This window comes from Pseudooceanicola nitratireducens (assembly GCF_900109195.1).
GTDB lineage: Bacteria > Pseudomonadota > Alphaproteobacteria > Rhodobacterales > Rhodobacteraceae > Pseudooceanicola > Pseudooceanicola nitratireducens.
On record NZ_FNZG01000002.1, the window covers coordinates 331,266 to 354,832 of the forward strand.

The 23,567-nt window shown below is 65.6% G+C and carries 25 protein-coding genes and 2 pseudogenes; 22 read left to right on the plus strand and 5 right to left on the minus strand.

Annotated elements, in window-relative coordinates:
• Positions 1 to 111 precede the first annotated feature (111 nt).
• The 3 genes from BMX99_RS07435 to BMX99_RS07445 are packed head-to-tail and all read left to right on the plus strand — an operon-like array spanning position 112 to position 3,177.
• Positions 112 to 399, plus strand: coding sequence for a DUF1330 domain-containing protein (locus tag BMX99_RS07435; protein ID WP_093449522.1), 288 nt, complete (start codon positions 112 to 114; stop codon positions 397 to 399).
• A 1-nt stretch (position 400) separates the two neighbouring features.
• The gene (locus BMX99_RS07440; RefSeq protein ID WP_093449526.1) at positions 401 to 1,954 is read left to right on the plus strand and encodes an ABC transporter permease; all 1,554 of its coding nucleotides are present in this window, start codon (positions 401 to 403) and stop codon (positions 1,952 to 1,954) included.
• 5 nt (positions 1,955 to 1,959) lie between these two features.
• Entirely contained in the window at positions 1,960 to 3,177 is a 1,218-nt protein-coding gene (locus BMX99_RS07445) for an ABC transporter permease (protein ID WP_093449530.1), read from the plus strand.
• Between the two features lie 59 nt (positions 3,178 to 3,236).
• Here the strand turns inward: BMX99_RS07445 and BMX99_RS07450 are convergent, their stop codons facing one another.
• Positions 3,237 to 3,683 carry a MarR family winged helix-turn-helix transcriptional regulator gene (locus BMX99_RS07450; RefSeq protein ID WP_093449533.1) on the minus strand — a complete coding sequence of 149 codons (447 nt, stop codon included), beginning with the start codon at positions 3,681 to 3,683 and terminating at the stop codon, positions 3,237 to 3,239.
• A 111-nt stretch (positions 3,684 to 3,794) separates the two neighbouring features.
• Here BMX99_RS07450 and BMX99_RS07455 point away from each other — a divergent pair, with 111 nt between their 5' ends.
• Complete coding sequence (locus BMX99_RS07455) at positions 3,795 to 4,223, plus strand: organic hydroperoxide resistance protein (protein ID WP_093449536.1); 429 nt, start codon at positions 3,795 to 3,797, stop codon at positions 4,221 to 4,223.
• 88 nt (positions 4,224 to 4,311) lie between these two features.
• Here the strand turns inward: BMX99_RS07455 and BMX99_RS07460 are convergent, their stop codons facing one another.
• Positions 4,312 to 5,181, minus strand: coding sequence for a branched-chain amino acid aminotransferase (locus BMX99_RS07460; protein ID WP_093449539.1), 870 nt, complete (start codon positions 5,179 to 5,181; stop codon positions 4,312 to 4,314).
• Positions 5,182 to 5,332: 151 nt separating this feature from the next.
• Here BMX99_RS07460 and BMX99_RS07465 point away from each other — a divergent pair, with 151 nt between their 5' ends.
• From BMX99_RS07465 to BMX99_RS07495, 7 genes are all read left to right on the plus strand, one after another.
• On the plus strand, positions 5,333 to 5,824 hold the full coding sequence (locus BMX99_RS07465; RefSeq protein WP_093449542.1) for a MarR family winged helix-turn-helix transcriptional regulator: 492 nt from the start codon (positions 5,333 to 5,335) through the stop codon (positions 5,822 to 5,824).
• A 2-nt stretch (positions 5,825 to 5,826) separates the two neighbouring features.
• Positions 5,827 to 6,537 carry a response regulator gene (locus BMX99_RS07470; RefSeq protein WP_093449544.1) on the plus strand — a complete coding sequence of 237 codons (711 nt, stop codon included), beginning with the start codon at positions 5,827 to 5,829 and terminating at the stop codon, positions 6,535 to 6,537.
• Between the two features lie 51 nt (positions 6,538 to 6,588).
• Positions 6,589 to 7,527: a histone deacetylase family protein gene (locus BMX99_RS07475; RefSeq protein ID WP_093449546.1), complete on the plus strand. Its 939-nt coding sequence runs from the start codon at positions 6,589 to 6,591 to the stop codon at positions 7,525 to 7,527.
• Between the two features lie 55 nt (positions 7,528 to 7,582).
• Complete coding sequence (locus tag BMX99_RS07480; RefSeq protein WP_093449549.1) at positions 7,583 to 7,828, plus strand: exodeoxyribonuclease VII small subunit; 246 nt, start codon at positions 7,583 to 7,585, stop codon at positions 7,826 to 7,828.
• 3 nt (positions 7,829 to 7,831) lie between these two features.
• Positions 7,832 to 8,692 carry a polyprenyl synthetase family protein gene (locus tag BMX99_RS07485; protein WP_093449552.1) on the plus strand — a complete coding sequence of 287 codons (861 nt, stop codon included), beginning with the start codon at positions 7,832 to 7,834 and terminating at the stop codon, positions 8,690 to 8,692.
• A 19-nt stretch (positions 8,693 to 8,711) separates the two neighbouring features.
• The gene (dxs, locus tag BMX99_RS07490; RefSeq protein WP_093449555.1) at positions 8,712 to 10,640 is read left to right on the plus strand and encodes a 1-deoxy-D-xylulose-5-phosphate synthase; all 1,929 of its coding nucleotides are present in this window, start codon (positions 8,712 to 8,714) and stop codon (positions 10,638 to 10,640) included.
• 66 nt (positions 10,641 to 10,706) lie between these two features.
• Positions 10,707 to 11,309 (plus strand): glutathione S-transferase family protein, encoded by a 603-nt coding sequence (locus BMX99_RS07495; protein ID WP_093449558.1) that lies wholly within the window; start codon positions 10,707 to 10,709, stop codon positions 11,307 to 11,309.
• 10 nt (positions 11,310 to 11,319) lie between these two features.
• Here the strand turns inward: BMX99_RS07495 and BMX99_RS07500 are convergent, their stop codons facing one another.
• Positions 11,320 to 12,510 (minus strand): TIGR03862 family flavoprotein, encoded by a 1,191-nt coding sequence (locus BMX99_RS07500; RefSeq protein ID WP_093449561.1) that lies wholly within the window; start codon positions 12,508 to 12,510, stop codon positions 11,320 to 11,322.
• An 85-nt stretch (positions 12,511 to 12,595) separates the two neighbouring features.
• Here BMX99_RS07500 and BMX99_RS07505 point away from each other — a divergent pair.
• The 3 genes and pseudogenes from BMX99_RS07505 to BMX99_RS19860 all read left to right on the plus strand — a co-directional run.
• Positions 12,596 to 12,724 (plus strand): annotated as a pseudogene (locus BMX99_RS07505) (HNH endonuclease); the annotation flags it as partial.
• A gap of 83 nt (positions 12,725 to 12,807) precedes the next feature.
• Positions 12,808 to 13,701 (plus strand): hypothetical protein, encoded by an 894-nt coding sequence (locus BMX99_RS07510; protein ID WP_139199459.1) that lies wholly within the window; start codon positions 12,808 to 12,810, stop codon positions 13,699 to 13,701.
• A gap of 62 nt (positions 13,702 to 13,763) precedes the next feature.
• Positions 13,764 to 13,937 (plus strand): annotated as a pseudogene (locus BMX99_RS19860) (HNH endonuclease); the annotation flags it as partial.
• Here BMX99_RS19860 and BMX99_RS07520 read toward each other — a convergent pair.
• On the minus strand, positions 13,934 to 14,542 hold the full coding sequence (locus BMX99_RS07520) for an enoyl-CoA hydratase/isomerase family protein (protein WP_093449567.1): 609 nt from the start codon (positions 14,540 to 14,542) through the stop codon (positions 13,934 to 13,936). The pseudogene BMX99_RS19860 and the gene BMX99_RS07520 overlap by 4 nt on opposite strands.
• Positions 14,539 to 15,294 (minus strand): SDR family oxidoreductase, encoded by a 756-nt coding sequence (locus BMX99_RS07525; RefSeq protein WP_093449570.1) that lies wholly within the window; start codon positions 15,292 to 15,294, stop codon positions 14,539 to 14,541. The genes BMX99_RS07520 and BMX99_RS07525 overlap by 4 nt, the downstream gene beginning before the upstream one ends.
• A gap of 132 nt (positions 15,295 to 15,426) precedes the next feature.
• Here BMX99_RS07525 and BMX99_RS07530 point away from each other — a divergent pair, with 132 nt between their 5' ends.
• From BMX99_RS07530 to BMX99_RS07565, 8 genes are all read left to right on the plus strand, one after another.
• Positions 15,427 to 16,992 (plus strand): hypothetical protein, encoded by a 1,566-nt coding sequence (locus BMX99_RS07530; RefSeq protein ID WP_093449574.1) that lies wholly within the window; start codon positions 15,427 to 15,429, stop codon positions 16,990 to 16,992.
• 206 nt (positions 16,993 to 17,198) lie between these two features.
• Positions 17,199 to 18,545, plus strand: coding sequence for a TldD/PmbA family protein (locus BMX99_RS07535; RefSeq protein WP_093449577.1), 1,347 nt, complete (start codon positions 17,199 to 17,201; stop codon positions 18,543 to 18,545).
• Between the two features lie 4 nt (positions 18,546 to 18,549).
• Positions 18,550 to 19,353, plus strand: a complete 804-nt coding sequence (locus tag BMX99_RS07540; protein ID WP_409371770.1) for a 3'(2'),5'-bisphosphate nucleotidase CysQ — start codon at positions 18,550 to 18,552, stop codon at positions 19,351 to 19,353.
• Positions 19,354 to 19,476: 123 nt separating this feature from the next.
• Positions 19,477 to 19,722, plus strand: a complete 246-nt coding sequence (locus BMX99_RS07545) for a DUF4170 domain-containing protein (protein WP_093449580.1) — start codon at positions 19,477 to 19,479, stop codon at positions 19,720 to 19,722.
• Between the two features lie 3 nt (positions 19,723 to 19,725).
• The gene (locus BMX99_RS07550; RefSeq protein ID WP_093449583.1) at positions 19,726 to 20,925 is read left to right on the plus strand and encodes a 3-deoxy-D-manno-octulosonic acid transferase; all 1,200 of its coding nucleotides are present in this window, start codon (positions 19,726 to 19,728) and stop codon (positions 20,923 to 20,925) included.
• Complete coding sequence (lpxK, locus tag BMX99_RS07555; RefSeq protein ID WP_093449586.1) at positions 20,912 to 21,901, plus strand: tetraacyldisaccharide 4'-kinase; 990 nt, start codon at positions 20,912 to 20,914, stop codon at positions 21,899 to 21,901. Before BMX99_RS07550 ends, lpxK begins: the two co-directional genes overlap by 14 nt.
• A gap of 70 nt (positions 21,902 to 21,971) precedes the next feature.
• Positions 21,972 to 22,856, plus strand: a complete 885-nt coding sequence (locus BMX99_RS07560; RefSeq protein ID WP_093449589.1) for an SDR family oxidoreductase — start codon at positions 21,972 to 21,974, stop codon at positions 22,854 to 22,856.
• 92 nt (positions 22,857 to 22,948) lie between these two features.
• Complete coding sequence (locus tag BMX99_RS07565) at positions 22,949 to 23,554, plus strand: exopolysaccharide biosynthesis protein (protein WP_093449592.1); 606 nt, start codon at positions 22,949 to 22,951, stop codon at positions 23,552 to 23,554.
• The last annotated feature ends 13 nt before the right edge of the window (positions 23,555 to 23,567 follow it).

Here is a 23,567-nt window from a genome sequence, read left to right on the forward strand (position 1 = left end):
AGATCTGAGGGCGGGGATCTTCCCCGCCTGACGGTCCGGGGCGCGCACGTGTGCCCCGGACCACACCCAGAATGACCGCGACAACGCGGCGAAACAACGGGGACCAACCACATGCCGAAAGGCTACATCATTGGCCATATCACGGTGAAAGACCCTGAGGCCTACAAGGAATACGTGGAACGGGACACGCCCATCCTGGAAGGCTACGGCGGACGGTTCATCGTTCGTGGCGGGGCCTCGGAGGCACCCGAAGGTCCGATGAAGGACCGGCACGTGGTCATCGAATTCCCCACGTTCGAGGACGCCAAGCGCGCCTATCATTCCCCCGAATATCAAGAGGTGGTGAAGATCCGTCATGCCACCGCCGACAGCGACATCATCCTCGTGGAGGGCGTCTGACATGGCCGATGCAAGTGTTTCCGAAGCCAAGGGCGGGCCGATGCTGGCCGCCGACGGCACGCCCCTGAAGAAATCCCTGTCGCGCGCCCTGCGCCGTCAGAAGATGCGGGCGTTGGCGCTGATCGCGCCGCTGCTGGTCTTTGTTCTGCTGACCTTCGTGCTGCCGATCGGCGACATGCTTCTGCGGTCGATCAAGAACGACATCGTGGCCGAAACCCTGCCCGCCACCGTGGTCGAGCTGGCCGACTGGGACCCCGAGGCCGAGGCGCTGCCGGGCGACGACGTCTGGATGGCCTTCTACGTCGACATGTGGTTCGCGTCGGAACGCAAGGAACACACCCGGCTGGGCACGCGCCTGAACTATGAACAGACCGGCGTGTCGTCGCTGTTCCGCAAGACCGGGCGGCGGGTCGACCGCTTTGACACCGATGTCTATGCCGATCAGTTCGTGGCGCTGGACGCCGCCTGGGAAAACCCCGCGACCTTCGCGTCGCTGCTGGACAGCGATGCCGCCGATGCGCTTCCCGTGACCGCCGACGCCTGGGCGCGCTGGAAGGACTTCAACGAGGAAGAGGGCGACAAGGTCCTGGAAGAGGACGTGCCCGATTTCCTTTATACCGCGCTGTATCATGATCTGAGCAAGGCCCCGCAGGTCTCTGGCCCCGCGCTGAGCGCCGCCGCCGCGGCCGTGCCGGGGTTCGAGACCGTATCGCTGCCCGAACAGTTCGAGGACGCGGACGAGGACTGGATGGACCCCGAGGTCTGGAAGACCATCCAGCTGTATTCGCCGCGCGTCACCTCGGGCTATTTCGCCAATGCCGCGGACATGCAGCTGACGCCCGAGGGCATTCAGCAGCGCCCCGAGAACGAACAGATCTATGGCACGCTGTTCAAGCGGACGCTGTTCATGTCGCTGATGATCACCGGGTCCTGCATCCTGCTGGCCTATCCGGTGGCCTGGCTGCTGGCGAACCTGCCGATGCGGGTAGCCAACCTGCTGATGATCCTGGTGCTTCTGCCTTTCTGGACCTCGCTTCTGGTGCGGACATCGGCCTGGAAGGTGATGCTGCAGCAACAGGGCGTGATCAACGATGTACTGGTCTGGCTTGGGCTGGTCGCGGATGATGCCCGCCTGACCATGATCAACAACCAGTTCGGCACGATCGTGGCGATGACGCACATCCTGCTGCCCTTCATGATCCTGCCGATGTATTCGGTGATGCAGACCATTCCGCCGACCTACCTGCGCGCGGCCAAATCGCTTGGCGCGACCAACTGGACGGCCTTCTGGCGGGTGTATTTCCCGCAGTCGGTGCCGGGCATCGGGGCGGGGTCCATCCTCGTCTTCATCCTGGCCATCGGCTATTACATCACGCCGGAAATCGTCGGCGGCAACACGGGCACGTTCATTTCGAACCGGATTGCCTATCACATCTCGTCGTCGCTCAACTGGGGTCTCGCGGCGGCACTGGGGACGATCCTTCTGGTGGTCGTGCTGGTGCTCTACTGGGCCTATGACAAGATCGTCGGCATCGACAACGTGAAGCTGGGGTGAGGGACATGAGCGATCTGAGCGTAAACAAGGGCCAACCCAACATGTCCGGTTTCGTCGTGCCCGTGGTGGGCGGACTGGGCCTGATCCTGGGCTTTCTGACCGGCAACGTCGTCGGGGCACCCCTGGTGGGGCTGCTTCTGGGGGCGGTGATCGGTGCCGTGCTGGCCGTGGTGCTGAACCGCATGGTGCCCAACAAGGCCATGGGCCGTTGGGCCGTCATCCTGGGCTTTGCCGTGATCGGTTTCCTTTTCGGAGGCCTGGGCGGTGCCGTGGGCGGCGCGCTGATCGGCGCGATCATCTCGTGGTTCGCCTATTGGATCGGACGCGGGACCTACCGCAAATCGGTGCCGATCTATTACACCAGAGGACAGACGCTGTGGTGGAACAGCTTCCTGTTCGTCTGCGGGGCGATCTTCGTCTTCCTGATCACGCCGATCCTGGTGGTGCTGCCGCTGTCCTTCAACGCCGAGGACTTCTTTACCTTCACCCCTGAGATGCTGCGCCTCGACCCCGAGGGCTATTCGCTGAAGCACTACCGCGACTTCTTCCAGACCGATGACTGGCAGCTGGCGCTGAAGAACTCTCTGGTGATTGCGCCGATCGCGACGATCATCTCGGTCTCGCTTGGGACGCTGGCGGCGATCGGGCTGTCGCAAAGCCACGTGCCGTTCCGCCGGCCGATCATGGCGATCCTGATTTCGCCGATGATCGTGCCGCTGATCATCTCGGCCACGGGGATGTTCTTCTTCTACTCGACGCTCGGCAACTTCCTGGAAGGGTCGCTTGGTATGTCCAAGTCGCTTGTGGGCTACATCAAGGTGATCCTGGCGCATGCGGTGCTGGGCATTCCCTTCGTGATCATCACCGTGACGGCGACGCTTGTGGGCTTCGACCGGTCGCTGACCCGCGCGGCGGCGAACATGGGGGCGGACCCGGTGACGACCTTCTTCCGGGTGCAGATGCCGCTGATCCTGCCCGGCGTGATCTCGGGCGGGCTGTTCGCCTTCATCACCTCGTTCGACGAGGTGGTCGTGGTTCTGTTTGTCGGTTCGGCCGCGCAGAAGACGCTGCCCTGGCAGATGTTCATCGGGTTGCGCGAACAGATCTCGCCCACGATCCTGGCGGTGGCGACGATCCTGGTCGTGATCTCGATCGGGTTGCTGGCCACGGTCGAACTGCTGCGCCGCCGGAGCGAGCGTCTGCGCGGCATGTCGCCGGGCTAAGGCCGGGGCGCATCTGGAAAACGGGAAACGGGGGCGCTGTCGCCCCCGTTTTCTATTGCTCAGCCCCTGGGATCGCGGTCTTCGATCGCATCGCGCAGGGCGAAGATGTCATCGCGCAGGCGGCGCGCCTCGTCCAGGGTCAGCCCCGTAGCATCGAAGACGCAGCCGACCAGATCGGCAACCTCGGATTTCAGCGCGTTTGCCTTGTCGGTCAGCGCGATGGTCACGACCCGTTCGTCGGCTTCGGACCGGGCCCGCGTGACCAGTCCGGCCTCGGCCATGCGTTTCAGCAGAGGGGTAAGCGTATTGCTTTCCAGCCCCAGTTCCTCGCCCAGCTGGCCGACCGTCTTGCCGTCGCGATCCCACAATGAGACCAGAACGAGGTACTGGGGATAGGTCAGCCCCAACCGTGCGAGCAGCGGGCGATACAGCCGATTCATCGCGTTGTTCGCCGAATAAAGGGCGAAGCAGATCAGGTCCTGGGTGCCGAGGGGTCTGTGTTCCATGCGTCATAAATAAATCGTGCACGATTTGATCGCAAGGGATTGACGACTGGGGGTGACTTCCTAAATATATCGTACACGATATAAGCGTGAGCGATTTAAAAGGAGAGCCCCATGTCCATCACCCCCCTCTATTCCACCGAAGCCACTGCAACCGGCGGCCGTGACGGCAAGGTCAGCGCCGCCGATGGCGCGCTGGTTCTGGATCTGGCCATGCCGAAAGAGCTTGGTGGCAGCGGCGCGGGCCACAACCCCGAACAGTTGTTCGCTGCCGGCTATGCCAGCTGCTTTTCCTCGGCTCTTGGGCTGATCGCGCGGCAGGACAAATCCGTGGGCAAGCTGCCGGAAGGCACCGAGGTGACCGCCACCGTGGGCATCGGCAAGACCGACGCAGGCGGCTTTGGCCTGACGGTTGCGCTGAAGGTCAGCACGCCGGGGCTGGACCGCGACGTGGCTGAACGGCTGGCCCATGCGGCGCATCAGGTGTGCCCCTATTCCAACGCCGTGCGCGGCAACGTGGATGTCGAGGTCTCGGTCGCCTGAACCGGCGGCACGAGTCCTGGTCGGCTATCAAAGGAAAAGGCGCGGGAGAGACCCGCGCCTTTTGTTATTTCCCGGAAGGGGGCGGGGATTATTCCCGCACCAGCTTCTCGTAGCTTTCGACCATGTCCTTGGCCAGGGCACCCACTTCGAAAGTGAAGTCACCGATCTGGCCGACGGGGGTGACCTCGGCGGCGGTGCCGGTCAGCCAGCATTGTTCGAAGCTTTCCAGCTCTTCCGGCATGATGTGGCGTTCGTGGACCGTGATGCCCTTGTCCTTGAGCATGCCGACCACCGTCTGGCGGGTGATGCCGTTCAGGAAGCAGTCGGGCTTGGGCGTGTGCACTTCACCGTCCTTGACGAAGAAGATGTTCGCGCCGGTCGCCTCGGCCACGTAGCCGCGGTAATCCATGAAGAGCGCGTCCGAGCAGCCCTTGGTTTCGGCCTCGTGCTTGGACATGGTGCAGATCATGTAAAGACCGGCGGCCTTGGCGTGCACGGGGATCGTTTCCGGGGAGGGGCGCTTCCATTTCGCGATGTCGAGCTTGGCGCCCTTCATCTTGGCGTCGCCGTAGTAGTTGCCCCATTCCCAGCCGGCGATGGCCAGGCGGACGGGGTTGCGGCGGGCGCTGACACCCATGTCTTCACCGGCCCCGCGCCAGGCAACCGCCCGCACATAGGCGTCGGTCCAGCCGTTGGCTTCCAGCATGGCGTATTTCGCGGCTTCGATTTCCTCGACCGAGTAGGGGATTTCAAAGTCCAGGTACTGGGCGGATTTCTTCAGGCGCTCGGAGTGTTCGACGCCCTTGAAGATCTTGCCGTTGTAGCAGCGTTCGCCTTCGAAAACCGAGGAGGCATAGTGCAGACCATGGGTCAGAAGGTGGACGTTCGCGTCCCGCCATTCGACCAGTTTGCCGTCCATCCAGATCTTGCCGTCGCGATCGTCGTATGCGCCTTCCATTGGCCCAACCTTTCCATTTGTTGCGTCTGTTATGGCCGGAGTGGTCATAAAGTTGCGCTGAAATCTGCGACTCGCTAACAGTTGGTCCTTGGAATGTCAACATGACTGACTTAATGTGACGAAAATCGAGGCGCTTTGTGAAGGGTGATCCATGAGTGACATGCCGACCGGCGACAGTCTTCTTTTCCTGACCGACGAACAGCTGCGGCAGGGGATCGAAGCGATGTTCTTTGCCTACCGGGGCTTTACCTCGGCCCCGGACCAGATCCTTGCGGGGATCTCGTACGGGCGGGCACATCACCGGGCGCTGCACTTCATCGGGCGGTCGCCGGGCATGAACGTCAACCGGCTTCTGGCGATCCTGGGCGTGACCAAGCAGTCGCTGAACCGGGTGCTGCGCACCCTGATCGAGGACGGGCTGGTGGAAAGCCGCGTCGGCGTGGCCGACAAGCGCGAGCGTCACCTGTATCTGACCGAAGAGGGGCAGACGCTGGAAACCCGCCTGTCCGAAGCGCAGCGCGCCTGGATGCGGGCGGCCTATCGGAAGGCCGGGCCGGATGCGGTGACCGGCTTCCGCCAGGTGCTGGAAGCGATGATGGAGCCCGAGCTGCGGCGGCTGTATTCCGGGTTGAGAGAGGGCTGAGCATGTCCGACCCGATGCCGCATCTTCTTGTCGTCGACGATGACGAACGGATCCGCGATCTGCTGACGCGCTACCTCAAGCGCAGCGGGTTCCTGATCTCGGGGGCGCGGGATGCGGGCCATGCGAGGCGGCTTCTGGCGGGGCTGGAATTCGATCTGATCGTGCTGGACGTGATGATGCCGGGTGAAGACGGGATCAGCCTGACCCGGTCGCTGCGCGAAAGGATGCAGACGCCGATCCTGCTGCTGACCGCGCGGGACGAGGCCAAGGACCGGATCGCGGGCCTTGAGGCCGGGGCGGATGACTACCTAGCCAAACCCTTCGAGCCGAAGGAACTGCTGCTGCGGATCAACGCGATCCTGCGGCGGATGCCGGATGCTGAGCCGGTGGCGCAGAAGCCCAAGGTGCTGACGCTTGGCCGGGTGCGCTATGATATCGACCGGGGCGAGATGCGCGATGGAGAGGACATCGTGCGCCTGACCGGGACCGAGGTGCAGCTGATGCGGATCTTCTCGGCCTCGCCCGGAGAGCCGATTTCCCGAACCCGCCTGGTCGAGGAGCTGGGCCGGGGCGCGGGCAAGGACGGGCAGGCGCAGGAACGCGCCGTCGATGTCCAGATCACCCGGCTGCGTCGAAAGATCGAAGATGACCCGAAACAGCCGCGCTATCTGCAGACGGTGCGCGGCGAGGGCTATATGCTGGTGCACGACTGACGCGCCGGACACACAGGGCCGCACCCGATGTCGGCCTAAGGGAGGACCCGCATGACCACTGCCCTGATCACCCATGACGATTGCCACGGCCATGTCACGCCCGACGGCCACCCCGAACAGGTCGCCCGCCTGCACGAGGTGCTGCGCGCGCTTGAGGGCAAGGACCTGCTGCGCCGCGAAGCCCCGATGGCCGACGACGCGACGATCCTGCTGTGCCACCCGCTGGCGCATCTTGAGGCGCTGAATGCCGCCGCGCCGGACACGGGGTCGGTCCAGCTGGATGCCGATACGCATATGTCGCCGGGATCGCTGAAGGCGGCCTATCGCGCCGTGGGCGGGGCGGTTCAGGCCGTGGACATGGTGCTGGCGGGCGAGGTGCAGAACGCCTTTGTCGCCACCCGTCCGCCGGGGCACCACGCGGAAAAGCAAAGCCCCATGGGGTTCTGCCTGTTCGGCAACGTGGCAATTGCGGCCAAACACGCGCTGGAGCGTCACGGGCTGTCCCGCGTCGCCATCGTGGATTTCGACGTGCATCACGGCAATGGCACGCAGGATCTGCTGTGGGACGAGGCACGGGCGCTGTTCATCTCCAGCCACGAGATGCCGCTTTACCCCGGCACCGGCGCGCAGCACGAGGTCGGGGCGCATGGGCAGATCACCAATATCCCGCTGTCGACGGGCACGGATGGTGGGCTGTACCGCAAGATCCTGACCGGCCGCATCCTGCCGCTGATCGAGACGTTCGAACCCGAGATGCTGTTCATCTCGGCCGGGTTCGATGCCCACAAGGATGATCCGCTGGCGTCTCTTGCGCTGGAGACCGAGGATTTCGGCTGGATCACCGATCAGCTGTGTGCGCTGGCGGGGCGGATCTGTGGCGGGCGCGTCGTGTCCTGCCTTGAGGGCGGATACAACCTTCCCGCGCTCGGGGCCTCGGCCGCGGCTCATGTGGATGCGCTGATCGCCGCGGGCGGGTCATCGCTGCGTTGAACCTTGGCGCGACCCGCCGTATGTTGCCCGCGATTTACGCCGAAGGAGCCGCGCGATGAGTGATCCCAGACCCGTCGAAGAGATGTCGTTCGAAGACGCCATGCGCGAGCTTGAGCAGGTCGTCGGCCAGTTGGAGCGCGGGGACGTGCCGCTGGAAGATTCGATCAAGCTGTACGAACGCGGCGCGGCGCTGAAGAAACGCTGCGAAGACCGTCTGAAGGCAGCTGAAGAAAAGGTCGAGGCGATCACCGCCGATGCCTCGGGCAATGCCACGGGGACCACTCCGGCAAACGGGCTCTGATTCATGTTCGACACGCGGATTGCCGAGGTCGCGCAAGGCGTGACCGCCCGGCTTCAGGCGGCGCTGGCCGCCTATCCCGGCCAGATCGGTGCGGCGATGGCCCATGCCACCGGCGGCGGCAAGCGGCTGCGCGCCTTCCTGGTCTGCGAAGGGGCGGCGCTGCATGATGTCGATCCCGTGGCGGCCATGGATGCGGCGGCGGCGATCGAGGCGATGCACGCCTATTCGCTGGTGCATGACGACCTGCCCTGCATGGATGACGACGACCTGCGCCGGGGCCTGCCCACGGTGCACGTCAAATGGGACGAGGCGACCGCCGTTCTGACCGGCGACGCGCTGCAGACGCTGGCCTTTGACCTGATCGCCCATATGCCGCTGGCCGCCGACCGCGTCGTGACGCTGACGGCCGGGCTGGCGCGGGCCTCGGGCGGGGTGGGCATGGTGCTGGGTCAGGCGATGGACATCGCCGCCGAAACCGCCGCGACGCCCCTGACCCTGCCCGAGATCACCGAACTTCAGGCCAAGAAGACCGGCGCGCTGATCGAATGGTCCGCCCAGGCGGGGCCGGTCATGGCGGCGGCGGATACCGGACCCATGGGGGCCTATGCCCGCGCGCTTGGCCTTGCCTTTCAGATCGCCGACGACATCTTGGATGTAGAGGGTGATGAGGCCGAGACCGGAAAGCGCCTGCGCAAGGACGATGACGCCGGCAAGGCGACCTTCGTGTCGCTGCTGGGTCTGGACGGCGCCAAGGCCGAGGCCGCGCGCTTGACCGACAGTGCCTGCGACGCCCTGGCACCCTATGGCCCGCGGGCGGATGCCTTGCGACAGGCCGCGCGCTTCGTTATTGCGCGACAAAGCTGATTTTAGCCCCGGAGGGGTCATGAGCGACAGACCAGATACCCCGCTGCTGGACAAGGTCCAGGTTCCAGCCGATCTCAAGCAGTTTTCGGATGCCGAACTGCGCCAGGTTGCCCATGAGCTGCGGAGCGAGACGATTTCCGCCGTGTCGGAAACCGGCGGGCACCTTGGGGCCGGGCTGGGCGTGGTCGAACTGACCGTGGCGCTGCATGCGATCTGGGATGCGCCCAAGGACCGGATCATCTGGGACGTGTCGCACCAAAGCTATCCGCACAAGATCCTGACCGGGCGGCGCGACCGCATCCGCACCCTGCGTCAGAAGGACGGGTTGTCGGGCTTCACCAAACGGTCTGAATCGCCCTACGATCCCTTTGGCGCGGCGCATAGCTCGACCTCGATTTCCGCAGCGCTTGGCTTTGCCGTGGCGCGCGATCTGGGCGGCGCACCGGATCATGGGCTGGGCGATGCGATCGCCGTGATCGGCGATGGCGCGATGAGCGCGGGCATGGCCTTTGAGGCGATGAACAACGCCGGCCACCTGAACAAGCGCCTGATCGTCATCCTGAACGACAACGACATGTCCATCGCCCCGCCGGTCGGTGCGCTGTCGAAATACCTGTCGCGTCTGTATGGTGAGGCCCCGTTCCACGATCTGAAGGCCGCCGCCAAGGGCATGGCCAGCCTTCTGCCGCCGCCCTTCCAGGAAGGGGCCAAGCGCGCCAAGGAAATGCTGAAAAGCATGACCGTGGGCGGGACGCTGTTCGAGGAACTGGGCTTTTCCTACATCGGGCCGCTGGACGGGCACGACATGTCCCAGCTGCTGCCGGTGCTGCGCACGGTCAAGGCCCGCGCCACCGGGCCGGTGCTGATCCACGTGGTCACCAAGAAGGGCAAGGGCTATGGCCCCGCCGAACGCGCCGACGACAAGGGCCATGCCACGGCCAAGTTCGACGTGATCTCGGGCAAGCAGCACAAGGCCCCGTCGAATGCGCCGTCGTATACCTCCGTGTTCGGCAAGGAACTGGTGCGGCTGGCGGCAGTTGATCCGCGCGTCTGTGCGGTGACGGCTGCGATGCCGGATGGCACCGGGCTGAACCTGATGGCGGAACGCTATCCCTCGCGGTGTTTCGACGTCGGGATCGCGGAACAGCATGGGGTGACCTTTGCTGCCGGTCTGGCCGCGGGCGGGCTGCGGCCCTTCTGCGCGATGTATTCGACCTTCCTGCAGCGCGGATATGATCAGGTCGTGCATGACGTGGCGATTCAGCGCCTTCCGGTGCGCTTCGCCATCGACCGCGCGGGGCTGGTCGGGGCCGATGGTGCCACCCACGCCGGGTCCTTCGACATCGCCTTCATGGCGAACCTGCCCGGCATGGTCGTGATGGCCGCCGCGGACGAGGCCGAGCTGATGCACATGGTGGCCACCGCCGCTGCCCATGACGAGGGCCCGATCGCCTTCCGTTATCCGCGCGGCGAAGGGGTTGGTGTCGAACTGCCCGAGGCCGGCGAGGTCCTGGAAATCGGCAAGGGCCGGATGATCCGGACCGGCAAGCGCGTGGCGATCCTGTCCTTCGGCACCCGCCTGTCCGAGGTGCTGACCGCCTGCGAGGCGCTTGAGGCGCGGGGGATCTCCCCCACGGTGGCAGACGCGCGGTTTGCCAAGCCGCTGGACCGGGATCTGATCCTGCAGCTGGCCGAGGATCACGAGGCGCTCATCACCATCGAGGAAGGCGCGGTTGGCGGTTTCGGATCGCATGTGGCGCAGCTTCTGTCCGAGGAAGGTGCCTTTGACACCGGGCTGCGCTTCCGGTCGATGGTGCTGCCCGATACCTTCATCGATCAGTCCAGCCCGGCCGACATGTACGCCACCGCCGGCCTGAACGCCGAGGATATCGAGGCCAAGGTGCTGGACGTGCTGGGCGTCGCCCAGGTCGGCAAGCGCAAGGCCTGATCCGCTTATTCCGGTAGACGCCGCGCGCGGCTTGGTGTCTGGTCCCCGAAGGGAGGACTAGACATCATGTATACTGTTATCGGATCGGCCCAAAACCGTACGTTCCGCGTCATCTGGATGCTCGAGGAACTGGGGCAGGCCTACGACCGCATTCCGGCGAAACAGCACTCGGCCGAGGTGCGGGAACATTCACCCCTGGGCAAGCTGCCCGTGCTTCTGGACAATGGCGAGGCGATCACCGACAGCGCGGCGATCCTGACCTATCTGGCGGACAAGCACGGCAAGCTGACCGCGCCCGCCGGGACCATCGCCCGCGCCCATCAGGATGCGCTGACGTTCCACGTGCTGGACGACCTGGAGTCGATCATCTGGGTGGCCACGCGCCACAGCTTTATCCTGCCCGAGGAACAGCGGGTCGACGGGCTGAAGCAATCGGCCAAATGGGAATGGGCGCGCAATCTGAAAGCGGTAGAGGCGCGTTTCAAGGGGCCGTTCCTGATGGGGGATGAGATGTCGGTGCCCGATATCCTGCTGACCCATGTGCTGAACTGGGCCTATAGCGCCAAGTTCCCGATCGAAAGCGAGGTCCTGCTGGCCTATTCCAAGCGGATGCGCGGACGCGAGGCGTTTCAGCGGGCGGCAGCCTCGGAACAGGCGCAGGCCGCCTGATGCAGGCGACTTAACGCTGCGCGTAGCGTGCGGCGGCGCGTCCGGCCCAGAGGCCGGTGGCGAGGCAGGCGGTCAGAAGATACCCGCCTGTCGGCGCTTCCCAGTCCAGCATCTCTCCGGCGGCGAAGGTGCCGGGGCGGTCGCGCAGCATCAGGCCCTCGTCCAGGTCGGACAGGCGCAGCCCGCCGGCGGTGGAAATCGCCTGCTCCATCGGCATGGCCCCGTCATGGGGGATCGGCAGCGCCTTGAGCAGCGGGGCGATGTCGTCAGGCAGGGGACGACCGAATTCCATCAAAAGCGCGCGTTTCGCCGGGTCCAGCCGGATCGCACGGCGCAGGTGCGAGGCCAGGCTGTCGCCGCGCCGCCGCTTGGCCAGTTTCGCGCGCAGCCGGTCCAGCGGGATGTCGGGCACCAGGTCCATATGCAGGGCGGTGCCGTCGCGCAGGATATGCGACAGGGCGTAGATCCCCGCGCCCTCAAGCCCGCGGCGCGTGATGGTGCATTCGCCCCGGCTGACCTCATCCCCGGCGCTCAGCGCAATGGATTTCAGCGGCTGGCCGAACTGCGCCTGCATATGGTCGGACCAGCGGATCGACAGGCCCACGTTGGCGGGCCGGAAGGGCGCGATGTCGAAATGCCGGGCCCAGATGCCGTCCGATCCCAGTCGCGGCCAGCTGGCCCCGCCAAGGGCCAGGACGGTGACATCGGGGGTGATGTCCTGCGGGCCATCGGGGGTTTCGAAGTGCAGCGTTGTGCGGGAAGCGGGGTCGGAGTTTGGGCCGGATTTTGGGCTGGACCAATCGGTCCAGCGCCAGCGGGTGCGCAGATCGACGCCCTTGTCGCGCAGCCGCGCCTGCCAGGCCCGCAACAGGGGCGAGGCCTTCATGACCTTGGGAAAGACGCGGCCCGTGGTGCCGGTGAACAGATCCTGCCCCAGGCCCTGCGCCCAGGCCTGGACGGCATCGGGTCCGAAGGCGTCCAGCATCGGGGACAGGGTCGACGCGGCCTCTCGGTAGGCGTCAAGAAAGGCGGGCAGGGGCTCGTCCTTGGTCAGGTTCAGCCCCGATTTCCCGGCCATCAGCAGCTTGCGCCCCAGGCTCGGCTTGGCCTCGGCGACCATGACCTTCAGCCCGGCATCGGCCATCGCCTCTGCCGCCATCAGACCCGCCGGGCCGCCGCCTATGACCAATCCTACCGCCATTCGGGCGTTTCTGCTTTGCAGGCGACGGAAAGACAAGATGTCAAAGGGGGCGTGACGCGGGCGCGGCCAGGATTATCTTGGCGGCATGAGCGACGATCCGATCTGCCCCCTCTGCCTGCGCCCGATCCCTGCGGACGCGCGGTCTTCGCTGCACCACCTTGTGCCGAAGCTGCGCGGCGGCAAGGGCGGGCCGACCGTGCGGTTGGATGAGATATTGTGGTGGAAGTAGGAATTGGAGACACGGAGGAGGAATTTCGTAGTAAATAGGAGACTGGAAACTAACGGCGGGATTTTGCAGTGCTTGAGCGGTTTAGAGATGGCGTGTTTGCGGCTGGATTAACTGTTGGCGGAGGGTTGGCTATTGTCTCAGTTGTCTGGATTATTGGCTTGAATTATTGTCCTGCCGGCCCCTGTGGGTATGGCCAAGCGGAAAATGAAGTGGAGCAAAGCTCAGATCAGCGCGTCTGGCAAATGCCGGATGCCATACGGGGCACGTTTAGTTACGAGGCGGAGCCAGAATACAGTGAAGGCAAACCCAGCCTGTACGAATACTACGATTTGCGCGCCCAAGAGCGCATGGCGCACGCCACTGACTGGATCGCATGGCTGACTTTTGCCACTGGTTTATTTGGCGCGATGGGATTTTTTGCTCTGCTGTACACGTTGAAATTGCAGCGGACAGCCAATGACATCATGCTGAGGGATCAACGGCCATGGTTGGATGTCAACATATCTCTCAGTGATTTCGTTTGGATTGATAAGAACTATGTTCAATTCGGGGGCGCGTATACAATTCGAAATTTTGGGAAAACCCCTTCGGAGTACGCTCAGGTGCGCGCGACCATTGCGAGGTGGAACGGTGTCTTCAACAGTGAAGCCTTCGTTGATTCCGCTTTGGCGATGAAAATCCCTCGAACAAATTTGTTCTTGGGTGTTGTCTTTCAGGGGGAAAAGGAAGAGTCTGCTCCGATCAAAATCGGGGTTCCGGTGGTTGACCTTGTTGAAGATAATTCCGAGCAAGTGAACTATTCGCTATTGCTCTGGGCGGAGTATGGTGAAGGCAGCTCGTTTGTAACGAGAAAAATTTATGACGTTGAATTCGAGCACACCAATACTTTCGCTGACGGCTTTTATGAACCAAGTCGCCTAAGGTTTGACCCCAGCCCGTTTGAGCACGCTCAGTACATGTAGTCAAAACTCAGAATAGATCATCGCTCCTCTAGGAGGGTTAGTACGTTTAATACACGACACCCCAGATCTGCCACAACGAAATCCACGCCACGCTGACGGAAAGCGAACTGGCCCGCGACTATGACACGCCCGAAAAGCTGCGCGCCCATCCCCGGCTGGCGAAATTCGCCGCCTGGGTGGCCAGGCGGCCGCCGGGTTTCCATTCCAAGACGCCGGGGCGCAGGCGGATGCGTTAGGTGCACATCCGCTTGATGCCGGCGGCGATCTCGGGCTTGGCGGCCAGGGTGTCGGCGCAGATCTCACGCGCCGTGTCCAGAAGCGCCTCGGGGGGGAGGATGCGGTCAATCAGGCCGAAGGACAGGGCCTCTTCGGTAGGGATCTTCTGGCCGCCCATCAGGATCAGTTTCGTGCGCGACGGGCCGATCAGCGCGGCCATGCGGCCGGGGTCCGACGGCTGCGGCAGAAACCCCAGTTTCATCACGGGATAGAAGACCTTGGCCCCCGGCACGGCCAGCCGGATGTCACAGGCCAGCGCCATGCCCATGGCCCCGCCCGCCAGCGTGCCGTTCAGCGCCGCGATGGTCAGGCCGGGCAGCGCCGCGATGGCCGAAGACAGCCGTTCCCAAAGGGGAGAGGTGGCGAGGCCGGCGCGTGCCTCGTCCAGGTCGGCACCGGCGGAAAAGACCTTGCCCCGGCCGGTCAGGATCACCGCGCGGGCGTCCTGCGCGCCCTCGAAGGTGGTGCAGAGGGTTTCCAGCATCTCGCCGGTCAGGGAATTGGCCTTGTCGGGGCGGTTCAGCGTGACGATCAGCAGGTCGCCGTCGCGGGTAACCTCGATCATCGGATCAGCCCCACGCTGCGGCGGATCTTGTCATCGCGCAGCGAGATTTCTTCGCCCAGGAAGGCATCGGCATCGGATCCGCACATCCACAGCAGGCAGCGCGCGGGCCATTCGGGGGGAACGTGGTCTTCCCAGTCCAGTTCGCTGACCGGGTTCATGCCGCTGGCCTTGATGTCGCGCTGCATCTGTGTGGCGACGGTGCCGGGCGACAGGCCCATGATGCGGAGACCCTTGTGGGCGTTTTCCAGATGCGCCGCGCGGGTCAGCATCGCCGCCCCGGCCTTCGAGGTGCAATAGGCGCTCCAGCCCTCAAGCGGTGAATGGGCCGCGCCCGAGGAAATCGTGATGATCGTGCCGCCGCCGCCGCTTGTCATGACGGGGATCGCCGCGCGCATGCCGTTGAAGACGCCCTTGATGTTGACGTCGATGACCTGGCCCCAGGCGTCGGGGTCGGCCTCGCTCAGATGGGCGATCGGTTGCAGGACGCCGGCGTTGCCGATCAGGATGTCGAGCCGTCCGAAGGTCTCGATCGCGGCATTCACAGCGGCCTCGACCTCCCAGTAGCGCGAGATGTCGCATGGCACGGCCAGGGCGTTCGGCCCGATCTCGCCGGCCAGTTCGGCGATGCGGTCTTCGCTGCGCGCAACCAGCACCACCTTGGCGCCGGCCTCGGCCAGGATGCGGGCGGCGGCTTCGCCGATGCCGCGGCTTGCGCCGGTAATCAGCGCGACTTTGTCTGTCAGATCGGTCATGTGTGGCCCTTTCGACTCGTTTCCTGTTGGTAATCGCCCTTAGATGGCCGGGTAAAGGCCGCGATGACTTGACGGGAGCGAATCAACTCTCGATTCTGTGCGCAATTCAAGAAGCGGGAGGACCTTCGTTCGATGGGTCGACAAATTCGCCAAGCCTCTACCCTTGCGGCAGCCCTGCTGACCGGCGCCATCGCGGGGCCGGTTCGGGCCGATGTGACCCCGGCGCAGGTCTGGGACCAATGGGCGGGCTACCTGTCCTCCTTCGGATATACCGTGGAATTCGAACCGGTCGTCGATGGCGACAACCTGCATTTCCCCGTCTTCGAGATGACCATGTATATCCCTGGCGACAAGGCCACGGGCGTCAAGGGCGGCACGGTCACCATCAACATGGGCGAACTGGCGCTGGTCGATCTGGGCGATGGCACCGTGTCGATCGAACTGCCGGGCAAGATGCCGATCGCGGTCGCGGGCGACGGGCCGGGCGATGACGATTTCACCGCCGATCTGACGCTGACGGCCATGGGGCATCGCACCATCGCCTCGGGCGATCCGGGCGACATCACCTATGATTTCTCGGCCGAGTCCCTGAGCGTCACGCTGGACCAGATCAGCGGTAAGGACGGGCCGTCGCGCATGCCCGGCACGGTCGCGATCACGATGGAGGGGGCCTCGGGCGTGAACCGACTGGCCTCGGACAACGGGGTGACGCGGATCAACCAGGCGTTGAAGATGGATCGGCTGGCCTATGACGTGGCGATCAGCGACCCGTCCTCGGGGCACAGCGGCAAGGTCATGTGGCAGGGCGAGATCACAGGGCTGACGACGTCATCCCGCGGGGTGGTCCCGCCCGAGGTGAACCCGCTGGCGATCGACCGCGCGCTGGCCAACGGGTATATCGTGAACACGCTGATCGAATTCGACGCCGGCAACGGTGTCTTCGGCTACGCGGACGAGAAAAGCGAAACCCGCATGGCGACGACCAGCCAGGGCGGCACCTTCGGGTTGGGCATGTCGGCAACCGGGCTGGAATACAGCGTCCTGTCGCGCGACGTCAGCATTTCGCTGTCCGGAACCGAGGTGCCCTTTCCCCTGAACACCACCGCCGGGGCGCTTGGCCTGGGCATTCAGCTGCCGGTGATCGCGGGCGCGCTTGAACAGCCCTTCGGGGCCTCGATCACCGTGACCGATCTGGATGTGCCAGAAGCGGTCTGGATGATGGCGGATCCGACCAACAGCCTGCCGCATGACCCGGTGACGATGGAGGTCGCGCTGAGCGGCAAGACCCGGCTGTTCACCGATATCATGAACGAGGCCGCGATGCGCCGCCTGGACAAGACTGGCGGTGCCCCCGGAGAGCTGACTGCGCTGGCGCTTGAGGCCCTGCGGATCCGCGCGGCCGGTGCCATGATCGAAGCTTCGGCCGATCTGGACATCGACAACACCAAGGTCTCGATGTTCCATCCCAACATGCCCGCCTTTGGCGGCACGGCCGATGTGACCCTGACAGGGGTGACCACCCTGCTGAACAAGCTGGGCCAGCTGGGCATGATCCCGATGCAGCATGCGCTGATCGGGGCAGGGATGATCCAGCAGCTGGGGCGTCAGGGCGACGAGGCCGATGAATTCAGCGCCGATATCCGCCTGTCGCCTGCGGGCACGCTGACGATCAACGACACGCCCTTTCCGCTTCAGTAACCCGCCTCTGCCAGGATCGGCCCGGACCGGGTGATCCGGTCGGGTTGCGGATGTCTTTTCGGACTGGGTGATGGCGCGGTGATCGCGGGCCCGGACGGGGTTGGGGCGGACCCGGACCGGGGGGCATCAGGCATTGCAAATCTGGCCCCGACCTTGTTTCGGGGCGCAATCGCGGCTACCTCCTTGGTGCTGCGAAAGGACCATTGATGACGGATCGTTTGGAAAATCTTACCGCCCGGTTTCTGCAGGCGGCAAAGGCCGCCGGGGCAGAGGCCGCGGATGCCATGGCCCGCGACGGGGTCTCGACCTCGATCGGGGTGCGCGCCGGCAAGCTGGAAGAGGTCGAGCGGTCGGAAGGCGTTGAAATCGGTCTGCGCGTGATCATCGGTCAGCGGCAGGCCTGTGTCTCGACCTCGGACCTGCGGGACGAGGCGATGGCCGAAATGGCCAAGCGCGCGGTCGACATGGCCCGGGTCGCGCCCGAAGACCCCTATGTCGGCCTTGCCCTGTCGGATCAGATCGGCATGGGCGTGGACCTGGCGCAGCTGGACATGGCTGACGATCAGCCCGCGCCCACGGCCGAGGATCTTCAGGCCGATGCACTTGCCGCCGAAGCGGCCGCCATGGCGGTCGATGGCGTGTCGCAGGTTCAGGGGGCCGGGGCCTCTTATGGCGCGACGCAGATCTACTTGGCGGCCACCAACGGCTTTGGCGGCGGCTATGCCCGGTCGCACCGGCAGACCTATTGCACCGCCATCGCCGGCAGCGGCACCGGGATGGAGCGTGACAGCGATGGCGACATGCGTCTGCACCAGTCCGACCTGCGCAGCCCCGAAGAAATCGGGCGCACCGCCGGGGAACGCGCCGTGGCGCGGCTGAACCCGGTGCAGCCCAAGACGGGCCGCTATCCGGTGCTGTTCGACGAACGCATCAGCAGCGGGCTGATCGGCCATCTTCTGGGCGCGGTGAACGGGGCGGCCATCGCGCGTGGCGCGTCCTTCCTGCGCGACAAGCTGGGCCAGCAGGTCCTGCCCGAAGGTCTTTCGGTGATCGAGGATCCGCATCGCGCCCGCGTCACCGGTTCGCGCCCCTTCGACGCCGAAGGACTGCCGACCCGTCGTCGTGCGATTGTCGAAGACGGTGTGCTGACCGGCTGGACGCTGGATCTGGCCACCGCGCGCAAGCTTGGGATGGCATCCACCGGCAATGCGGCGCGGGGGCTGACCGCGCCTCCGTCTCCGACGAACTGGAATATCTCCCTGACGGAGGGCGCGCAAAGCCGCGAAGACCTGATCGCGCAGATGGGCACCGGGCTGATCGTGACCTCGCTGATCGGGTCGACCATCAACCCCAATACGGGCGATTATTCGCGCGGATTCTCGGGCCTCTGGGTCGAGAACGGGCAGGTGTCGCATCCGGTCAGCGAAGGCACCATAGCCGGCAACCTGATCGAGATGCTGGCGCGGATCATCCCAGCCAATGACGCCCGCAAACATCTAAGCCACGTGGTGCCGTCCATCCTGATCGAGGATATGTCGATTGCCGGCCAGTGACACCGTGACCGATATCCAGGGCGATCCGGCCCGCGATCTGGCGCTTCTGGTCGATGCCGCGCGCGAGGCCGGGGCGGTCGCCCAGCAGTTCACCGGGGCCACGGCCCGCCGTTGGGACAAGCCCGACGACCAGGGCCCCGTGACCGAGGCCGACCTGGCCGTGAACGACGTGCTGCTGCGCCAGCTGCGCGACGCCCGGCCCGGCTATGGCTGGCTGAGCGAGGAAAGCGAGGACAGCGGCGCGCGGCTGACCCGCGACCGCGTCTTCATCATCGACCCGATCGACGGCACCCGCAGCTTCATCGACGGCAATGACACTTGGGCGCATTCGCTGGCGATTGCCGAGCGCGGGCGCGTCGTGGCAGCCGTTGTCTATCTGCCGGTGAAGGGCATGCTTTATGCGGCGGCGGATGGCGGCGGGGCCTGGCTGAACGATGCGCCGATCCGGGTGTCGGGTCGTGACCGGCTGACCGGGGCCAGCGTGCTGGCGGCAAAGCCGAATTACGACAAACGGCACTGGCCCGGCGGCGTGCCGGACGTGGCGCGGCATTACCGGCCCTCGCTGGCCTACCGGCTGTCGCTGGTGGCCGAAGGAGCCTTTGATGCCATGCTGACCTTCCGCGACAGCTGGGAATGGGACATCGCCGCAGGCGACCTGATCCTGCGAGAGGCGGGGGCCGTGACCTCGGACCGCGAGGGGCGGGTCCTGGCCTTCAACAACGCCCATCCGCAGGTCGGCGGCGTGGTGGCGGCGGGCCCGGTGCTGCACGACGGGTTGATGGCCGCGCTCGGGGTCAGGAAGCCGTAACCTGTTAACCTTCGTCAACTTGACCTTTGGGCCCTGAAACCTCAGGTTGCAGGCAAGGGGGCAGGTTGGTGTCCCGCCTGTCCTGCCCCTTTCTGCCCCGCCCTGTCTGCAAGGAGTTTCCCGATGGCCCAACGTCTGCATCTCGTCTTCGGCGGAGAGCTGGTGGACCCGACCAAGAACGTTTTCAAGGATGTCGAGGACATCCATGTCGTCGGCATCTTCCCCGACTACGCCAGCGCCTATGACGCCTGGAAAGCCGAGGCACAGCGCACCGTGGATAACGCCCATATGCGGTATTACATCGCGCATCTGCACCGGCTGCGCGACGAAGAGGCCGCGGCCTCGTCGACCGAAGAACTGGGATCGTAAGATTTGCCATCCTCGCGCCGTGCCGCGGCAGATGGTGCGTCCCAGGACTGGGCCGCAGGGCCGCTGGTCTGGATCCACGCCGCCGATGCCGAACAGATCGCCGCATTGATCCAGCTGGGTCTGCGGGCGCAGGCGATGCGCCCGGATCTGCGCGTCCTGCTGACGGCGGCCGAGGCCGGCGACCTGCCCGAGAAACTGCCCGCCGGCATGCGGTCCGAGGTGCTGGGCGATGACCAGACCGGGCAGGTGCGGGCCTTCCTGTCGCGCTGGCAGCCCCGGCTCTGTGTCTGGCAGTTCGGTCACCTGCGCCCGACGCTTCTGAACGCGGCGCGCAGTGTCGGCCTGCCGATGCTGCTAATCGACGCGGATGAACTGGGGTTCCAGGAACACCGGCTGCCCTGGCGGCGGCGGTCGGACCGGCTGATGCTGGGGCATTTTTCGGCGATCTTTGCCAATTCTGCCAATGTGGCGCGTACGCTGGTGCGCAACGGGGCCGATCCCGACCGGGTCGAGGTCACGGGCCCGCTGCAGGAAGGCGGCGCAGCGCTGCCCTGCAACGAAGACGACCGCGCGGACCTGTCCGAGACCCTGGCGATCCGGCCCGTCTGGCTGGCCGCGATGGTGCAGCCCGACGAATTCCCCACGGTGATCGAAGCACACCGCCAGGCGCTGCGCGTGGCGCACCGGCTGATGCTGATCCTGGTGCCCAACCGCCCCGAGGATGGCGCGGCGATGATTGCCTCGCTCCGCGATCAGGGGTTGCGGCATGTCGTCTGGTCCGAAGGCGGCCTGCCCGAGGAAACGACCCAGGTGCTGGTCGCCGACACCTATGGTGAGCTGGGGTTGTGGTATCGTCTGGCCCCGCTGACCTTCATGGGGTCGTCGCTGACCGCGGGCCATGGCGGGCGCGATCCCTATGAACCGGCGGCGCTTGGGTCCGCCATCCTTTATGGTCCGAACGTGGGGCGGCACCTGCGGGCCTATTCGCGCTTTGCCAAGGCCGGCGCGGCGCGGATGGTGCGCGATGCCTCGAGCCTCAGCAATGCGGTGCTGCGGATGAACGCCCCCGATCAGGCCGCCGCCATGGCGCAGGCCGCCTGGGAGGTCGCGACCGAAGGGGCCGAGGTGACGGACAAGGTGCTCGAGCAGATCGAGGATCTGCTGGACCGCACTGGCGCAGGAGGCCCCCATGCAGACGCCTGATTTCTGGTTCACCCCGGCCGACCGGCCCAACTGGCGGGCGCGGCTGCTGGCCCCCCTTGGCTGGGCCTATGCCGCAGGCACCGCACGGCGACTGGCCCGGGGCAGACCGCTGCGCCTTCCGGTGCCGGTGATCTGCGTCGGCAACATCAACGCGGGCGGCACCGGCAAGACGCCGACGGTCATGGCGCTGCTGATGCGGCTGATGGCGCGGGGCGTGGCGGCGCATGTGGTGTCGCGCGGCCATGGCGGGCGGCTGGAAGGTCCGGTGCAGGTCGATCCGGCGGTCCATACGGCGGCGGATGTGGGGGACGAACCCCTGTTGCTGGCCGCCTTCGGGCCCGTCTGGATCGCGCGCGACCGTGCCGCCGGGGCGCAGGCGGCGGTCGCGGCGGGGGCGCAGGCCATCGTGCTGGACGACGGGCTGCAGAACCCGGCGCTGGCCAAGGATCTGACGCTGGTCGTGGTGGATGCCGCGCGGGGCTTTGGCAACGGGCGCTGCATTCCGGCGGGGCCGTTGCGCGAACCCGTGGCCAGGGGTCTCGCGCGGGCCGATCTGCTTCTGTCGATCGGGGGTGAGGCCGCGCAACGCGGTTTCGACGCCGCGCAGGGGGGCTTTGCCCTGCCGCATCTGCGCGGGCGGCTGGAACCCTTGCAGACCGGCATGGACTGGCAGAGGTTGCGCGTGCTGGCCTTCGCAGGCATCGGCCACCCGGAAAAGTTCTTTGCCACCCTGCGCGGGCTTGGGGCCGACCTGCTGCATGGTGAGGCGCTGAGCGATCATCAGGCGCTGACGCCCGGGCTGATGGCGCGGCTGGAAAGCGACGCCGCCCGGCTGGGCGCGCAGCTGGTCACCACGGAAAAGGACGCGGTGCGGGTGCCGGACAGCTTCCGCCAGAAGGTGCTGACCCTGCCCGTGCGCCTTGAACTTGAAGACGCCGCCCCGCTGGACGACGCATTGGACCGGCTGTTCCCGTAGGGCCGAGGCCACCCTATCACCCTGACCCGACACCTTGACCAGAAGGGGACCATCGCGCATGGCTGGACCCATGAAAAAGACGCTGCTTTCCCTTGGCCATGGCTATTCCGCCCGCGCGCTGGCGCGGATCCTGATCCCGCAGGGCTGGGTGATCCACGGCACCACCCGTTCCGAAGACAAGGCGCAGGTGCTGCGCGACGAAGGCATCGTGCCTCACGTCGTGACCGACGTCGTGACCGACGATGCCGCGATCCCCGAGGGCTGGGGCGCGGCCAGCCATCTTCTGATTTCGGCTGGGCCGGATGCGGACGGCGATCCCATGCTGCGGGCCTATGGGGCCTTCCTGCGCGATCTGGCCCCGCGTCTGGACTGGGCCGGGTATCTGTCGACCACCGGTGTCTATGGCGACCACGCGGGCGGCTGGGTGGACGAGGACACGGCGCTGACGCCCTCGACTCGGCGGGGGCAATGGCGCGTCGCGGCCGAGGCCGAGTGGCGGGGGATCGACGGGCTGCCGCTGCATATCTTCCGGCTGGCGGGAATCTACGGCCCCGGGCGCGGTCCGTTCTCCAAGGTCCGCGCGGGCACGGCCCGGCGGATCATCAAGCCCGGCCAGGTGTTTTCCCGCATCCATGTCGAGGATATCGCGCAGGTGCTGGCCGCCTCGATCGCGCGGCCCGATCCGGGGGCGGTCTACAACCTGTGTGATGACGATCCGGCCCCGCCGCAGGATGTCATCGGCCATGCCGCCGCGCTGCTTGGCCTGCCCCTGCCTAGGGAAGAGGATTTCGTCACGGCCGAGATGACGCCCATGGCCCGCAGCTTTTACGCGGAAAGCAAGCGGGTGAAGAATGACAAGATCAAGACAGACCTTGGCGTGGCGCTGAAATACCCCACCTACAAGGAGGGTTTGGCAGACTTGCTGAGACTTGAAGAAAGTCAGGGCGCGGGCTGAACCCATCCTGCCCTTCGGGCGTTTCCCTTTGGATGACTATGGCCACCATGACACCGCAAGCCGCCCCCGAAGGCCCAGAGACAGGCGCAGAGATGAGCGCCGGCGAGGGTGCCGGGATCCGCAGCCTGTCGGATATCCTTGACGCGCTGGAAGAGGCGGGGGGCGAGGATCACGTGTCGGTCCGCGACATCCTGGACGAGGTCGGGGTGCGCAGTTTCGCCCCGACGATCCTTGTGCCGGCGCTGATCTTGGTGTCGCCCTTGTCGGGGATCTTCGGGCTGCCGACCATCGGGGCGATCTTCATCTTCCTGATCACGGCGCAGAAGCTTGCGGGGCGGCGGCATGTCTGGCTGCCGGATATGCTTAAACGGCGTCAGGTCGGGGCGTCGAAACTGTCCAAGGCGATCGGCTGGCTGCGCAAACCCTGCGCCTGGGTCGACCGCCACACGCATCGGCGTCTGGCCATGCTGGTGTCGCGCCCGGCGCGGATCATGACGCTGTTGACGATCATCGCGATCACCCTGGTGATCCCGTTCCTGGAGGTGCTGCCGATGGTAACGTCAGTCTTTGCCGGGGCGATTTCGCTGTTCGCCATCGGGCTGCTGGCGCGGGACGGGCTGTTCACCCTGCTGGGCTACGTGCAGGTGGCGATCAGCGGCACGCTGGTTTGGTGGCTGCTGACATCCACGACAAGCTGAGCGGGGGGCAAGC

Bases quoted from the DNA above. Each gene is read 5' to 3' on its own strand.
- BMX99_RS07435 (WP_093449522.1), top strand. From the start codon at position 112: ATGCCGAAAGGCTACATCATTGGCCATATCACGGTGAAAGACCCTGAG.
- BMX99_RS07440 (WP_093449526.1), top strand. From the start codon at position 401: ATGGCCGATGCAAGTGTTTCCGAAGCCAAGGGCGGGCCGATGCTGGCC.
- BMX99_RS07445 (WP_093449530.1), top strand. From the start codon at position 1,960: ATGAGCGATCTGAGCGTAAACAAGGGCCAACCCAACATGTCCGGTTTC.
- BMX99_RS07450 (WP_093449533.1), bottom strand. From the start codon at position 3,683: ATGGAACACAGACCCCTCGGCACCCAGGACCTGATCTGCTTCGCCCTT.
- BMX99_RS07455 (WP_093449536.1), top strand. From the start codon at position 3,795: ATGTCCATCACCCCCCTCTATTCCACCGAAGCCACTGCAACCGGCGGC.
- BMX99_RS07460 (WP_093449539.1), bottom strand. From the start codon at position 5,181: ATGGAAGGCGCATACGACGATCGCGACGGCAAGATCTGGATGGACGGC.
- BMX99_RS07465 (WP_093449542.1), top strand. From the start codon at position 5,333: ATGAGTGACATGCCGACCGGCGACAGTCTTCTTTTCCTGACCGACGAA.
- BMX99_RS07470 (WP_093449544.1), top strand. From the start codon at position 5,827: ATGTCCGACCCGATGCCGCATCTTCTTGTCGTCGACGATGACGAACGG.
- BMX99_RS07475 (WP_093449546.1), top strand. From the start codon at position 6,589: ATGACCACTGCCCTGATCACCCATGACGATTGCCACGGCCATGTCACG.
- BMX99_RS07480 (WP_093449549.1), top strand. From the start codon at position 7,583: ATGAGTGATCCCAGACCCGTCGAAGAGATGTCGTTCGAAGACGCCATG.
- BMX99_RS07485 (WP_093449552.1), top strand. From the start codon at position 7,832: ATGTTCGACACGCGGATTGCCGAGGTCGCGCAAGGCGTGACCGCCCGG.
- dxs (WP_093449555.1), top strand. From the start codon at position 8,712: ATGAGCGACAGACCAGATACCCCGCTGCTGGACAAGGTCCAGGTTCCA.
- BMX99_RS07495 (WP_093449558.1), top strand. From the start codon at position 10,707: ATGTATACTGTTATCGGATCGGCCCAAAACCGTACGTTCCGCGTCATC.
- BMX99_RS07500 (WP_093449561.1), bottom strand. From the start codon at position 12,510: ATGGCGGTAGGATTGGTCATAGGCGGCGGCCCGGCGGGTCTGATGGCG.
- BMX99_RS07520 (WP_093449567.1), bottom strand. From the start codon at position 14,542: ATGATCGAGGTTACCCGCGACGGCGACCTGCTGATCGTCACGCTGAAC.
- BMX99_RS07525 (WP_093449570.1), bottom strand. From the start codon at position 15,294: ATGACCGATCTGACAGACAAAGTCGCGCTGATTACCGGCGCAAGCCGC.
- BMX99_RS07530 (WP_093449574.1), top strand. From the start codon at position 15,427: ATGGGTCGACAAATTCGCCAAGCCTCTACCCTTGCGGCAGCCCTGCTG.
- BMX99_RS07535 (WP_093449577.1), top strand. From the start codon at position 17,199: ATGACGGATCGTTTGGAAAATCTTACCGCCCGGTTTCTGCAGGCGGCA.
- BMX99_RS07545 (WP_093449580.1), top strand. From the start codon at position 19,477: ATGGCCCAACGTCTGCATCTCGTCTTCGGCGGAGAGCTGGTGGACCCG.
- lpxK (WP_093449586.1), top strand. From the start codon at position 20,912: ATGCAGACGCCTGATTTCTGGTTCACCCCGGCCGACCGGCCCAACTGG.
- BMX99_RS07560 (WP_093449589.1), top strand. From the start codon at position 21,972: ATGAAAAAGACGCTGCTTTCCCTTGGCCATGGCTATTCCGCCCGCGCG.
- BMX99_RS07565 (WP_093449592.1), top strand. From the start codon at position 22,949: ATGAGCGCCGGCGAGGGTGCCGGGATCCGCAGCCTGTCGGATATCCTT.